This is a genomic window from Streptomyces sp. NPDC048337 (assembly GCF_043201175.1).
Lineage (GTDB): Bacteria > Actinomycetota > Actinomycetes > Streptomycetales > Streptomycetaceae > Streptomyces.
Genome location: NZ_JBICYR010000016.1, coordinates 192,213 through 194,901 on the forward strand (window position 1 = coordinate 192,213; position 2,689 = coordinate 194,901).

General features: G+C 76.6%; 3 protein-coding genes. All 3 read right to left on the reverse strand.

Annotation, left to right across the window (positions count from 1 at the left end; genetic code table 11):
• Nucleotides 1-146: 146 nt before the first annotated feature.
• The 3 genes from ACGFYU_RS24905 to ACGFYU_RS24915 are packed head-to-tail and all read right to left on the reverse strand — an operon-like array spanning nucleotide 147 to nucleotide 2,483.
• Nucleotides 147-1,094, reverse strand: a complete 948-nt coding sequence (locus tag ACGFYU_RS24905) for an NADP-dependent oxidoreductase (RefSeq protein WP_393829524.1) — start codon at nucleotides 1,092-1,094, stop codon at nucleotides 147-149.
• 25 nt (nucleotides 1,095-1,119) lie between these two features.
• Nucleotides 1,120-1,746 (reverse strand): AAA family ATPase, encoded by a 627-nt coding sequence (locus tag ACGFYU_RS24910; protein WP_393829525.1) that lies wholly within the window; start codon nucleotides 1,744-1,746, stop codon nucleotides 1,120-1,122.
• Nucleotides 1,743-2,483, reverse strand: coding sequence for an HAD family hydrolase (locus ACGFYU_RS24915; protein ID WP_393829526.1), 741 nt, complete (start codon nucleotides 2,481-2,483; stop codon nucleotides 1,743-1,745). The genes ACGFYU_RS24910 and ACGFYU_RS24915 overlap by 4 nt, the downstream gene beginning before the upstream one ends.
• Nucleotides 2,484-2,689 lie beyond the last annotated feature (206 nt).

Consider the following 2,689-nt stretch of genomic DNA (forward strand, 5'->3'; position numbering starts at 1 on the left):
TCCCCCCCCCGGGGTGAAAAGGCCCGGGCGCCCGCGGCAGCTTGGGGCGTTTTGGGCCGGGGTTGTGGGGGGGCCCCCGGGGGGGGGTTGGGGGGGGGGGGGGGCCCCCCCCCCCGGGCCCCCCCCCCCGACTCCTGTGCCCGTCCTCAGAAGGTGAGGATCAGGCGGCCTCGGACGCCGCCGCGGTGCAGCAGCGTGTGCGTGTGGGCGGCCTCGGCCGCCGGGAAGAGACCGGCCGTGCGCAGGGTCACGGCCCCCTTGGCGGCCAGGGCGGCGAGTTCCGTGAGGGCGGCCTTCTTGTCCGGGTGGGCGATGACGAAGGCCTGGTGCACGGTGATCCCCCGGGTGGCGGGCAGTTCGTACGGGCGGCACGTGACGAGCGTGCCGCCGTCCCGCACCGCGCCCAGGGCGGCCTCGCCGAGCACGGCGGCGTCGATGAGCGCGTCCACCCCGCCCGGCGCCGCGGCCCGGTACGCCGCCGCGGTCTCCTCCGCGGTGGCCCCGCGGGGGACGACGCAGTCCGCGCCGAGCCGGGTGAGGAGCTCGCGGTCGGCCTCGTGGGCGTCGGCGAGGACCCGCAGCCCCTGGTACCGGGCCAGCTCGACGGCGTAGCCGCCCAGGGCTCCGGCGCCGCCGGTGACCGCGATCGTGGCGCCCGGCGGGAGGGCCGCCAGGCTCAGCGCCTGGTGGGCGGTGAGGCCGTTCATGGGGAGCCCCGCGGACTCCGCGAGCGGCAGCTCGTCGGGGACGCGCACGGCCTGGTCGGCCGGGACGGCGACGTACTCCGCCTGGGCTCCGCCGAGCGGGGTGAAGGGGTTGACGAAGGCCATCACCCGGTCGCCCGGCGCGAGGTCCGTGACGCCCGGACCGGCCTCGACCACCTCGCCGGAGGCGTCCATGCCCGGGGTGTACGGGCGCGGGAAACCGGTCATGTAGGCGTCGAGTTCACCGGCGCGCAGCATGAGGTCCGTCGGGTTGACGGCGGCCGCGGCGACACGGATCAGGACGTGGCCCGGCTCGGTGGAGGGCCGGGGCCGCTCCACGAGGGCGAGGACCTCGGGGGCTCCGTAGGCGGGGATGCCGATGGCTTGCATGGTGGTGTTCTTCCGGTGTCGGGGGTCAGGCGGTGGTCAGGGCGGTGAGCGCGGCGAGCCGTTCGTCCGGGGAGCCGGTGACGGTGTGGACGGTGACTCCGGCCCCCGCCAGGGTGTCCAGCAGCAGCCGGTCGGACAGGGCCCGGAAGTGCTCGCTGATGGGCGGGACCGGGTCGCCCAGCGGGAACTCGACGGGCAGGTGAACGAAGGTGTCGTAGCCCGCCAGGGCGCGGTGCACGATCTCCCGGCCCAGGTGGTCGAGCACCTCGTGGTACGGGCCTTCGGCCGCCCGCACCGCCTCGTACGGGACGTCCTCGTCCGGGTGGAGGCCGACCGCGAGCCGGACGGTGGCGTAGACCCACTCGTGGAGCAGGGAGCCGTCGGAGAGGAACGCGCCCGGCAGGGCGGCCTCGGCCAGGACGCGCTCGGTGAGGCGGCGGACGACCAGCTGGACGAGTTCGGGTGCGGTGGCCTCCTCCAGGGGCTTGGGCACGCTGCCCACCGGGTCCCGCATGGGCCTGCCGTGGGCGGACGGGATCCCGGTGGCGGCGCCGACCGCGCGGATCAGGGTGGTCTTGCCCGCGCCGTAGGCGCCGACGACGGCGGTCCTCTGCGCGGCCCGGTTCGCGGGACTGGTCACGGGGCTGGTCACGGCAGGAGCCTTTCGGGGATGCGGACGGCGGCCGGGTCGGGCAGCGGGAGCGGGTGCGGGTCGGGTGCGCCGGGCAGGTATCCCCACCCGGATCGGGCGCCGAGCTGGCGGAGGGTCGGATCGCAGCCGACGCGCACGGCCCGGCCGGCGGTCTCCAGCATCGGGACGTCGGAGACGTGGTCGCCGTAGGCGGTGGACGCCGCGAGGTCGATGCGGTGGGCGGCGGCGAAGAGGCGTACCGCGTCGGCCTTGGCCTGGCCGATCATCGGCTGGTGGGGGCGGCGGACCAGACGGCCGGTGTAGGTGTCGGTGACCGGGTCGGTCTCCGGCTCCGAGCACAGGATGTGGTGGGCGCCGACCTGGTCGGCCAGCGGCTCCAGCAGGGCCGGGAACGAGCCGGAGACCAGGACGATCAGGTCGCCCGCCGCCCGGTGGTCGTGCAGGGCGGTCAGGACCGGCTCGTTGAAGTGGCCGCCGGCCGTCAGTTCGGCGGTGAACCAGTCCCGCGCGAGCCCTTCGACCAGGGCCCGGTCGACTCCGGCGTACAGACCGAAGTAGGCACGGTTGGTCTCCTCCCTGCGGATGCCGGCGGCCGTCATGGCCTTGAACCGCTGCCGTTCCCGTACGTAGTGGTGGGGCGGCCGGCCGGTGGCGGCGTACCAGTACGAGAGGAACCGGAACAGCCCCACCGAGGTGGTGAGCGTGTGGTCTACGTCGAAGAACGCGGCGCGGGTCATGTCGGGCCTCCCAGGGGCGGGTGGTGCGGACGGGACTGCCCGCGGGGCGTGGGTGCGGCTGCGGGACCGCGACGGGGGAAGGTCCGTCCCGCAGCCGCACCGGTCGGGGGGAGGGGGGGTGCGGCGGGTCAGGGGGGGCCCCGGGGCGGGGCCCGGCCCCCCCGGGGTCCCCCCGCCCCCCCCCGGGGCCGCCCCGGCCCGCCGGG

What these genes read in the sequence shown, in the direction of transcription:
- ACGFYU_RS24905 (WP_393829524.1), bottom strand. Translation starts at nt 1,094, where the DNA reads ATGCAAGCCATCGGCATCCCCGCCTACGGAGCCCCCGAGGTCCTCGCC.
- ACGFYU_RS24915 (WP_393829526.1), bottom strand. Translation starts at nt 2,483, where the DNA reads ATGACCCGCGCCGCGTTCTTCGACGTAGACCACACGCTCACCACCTCG.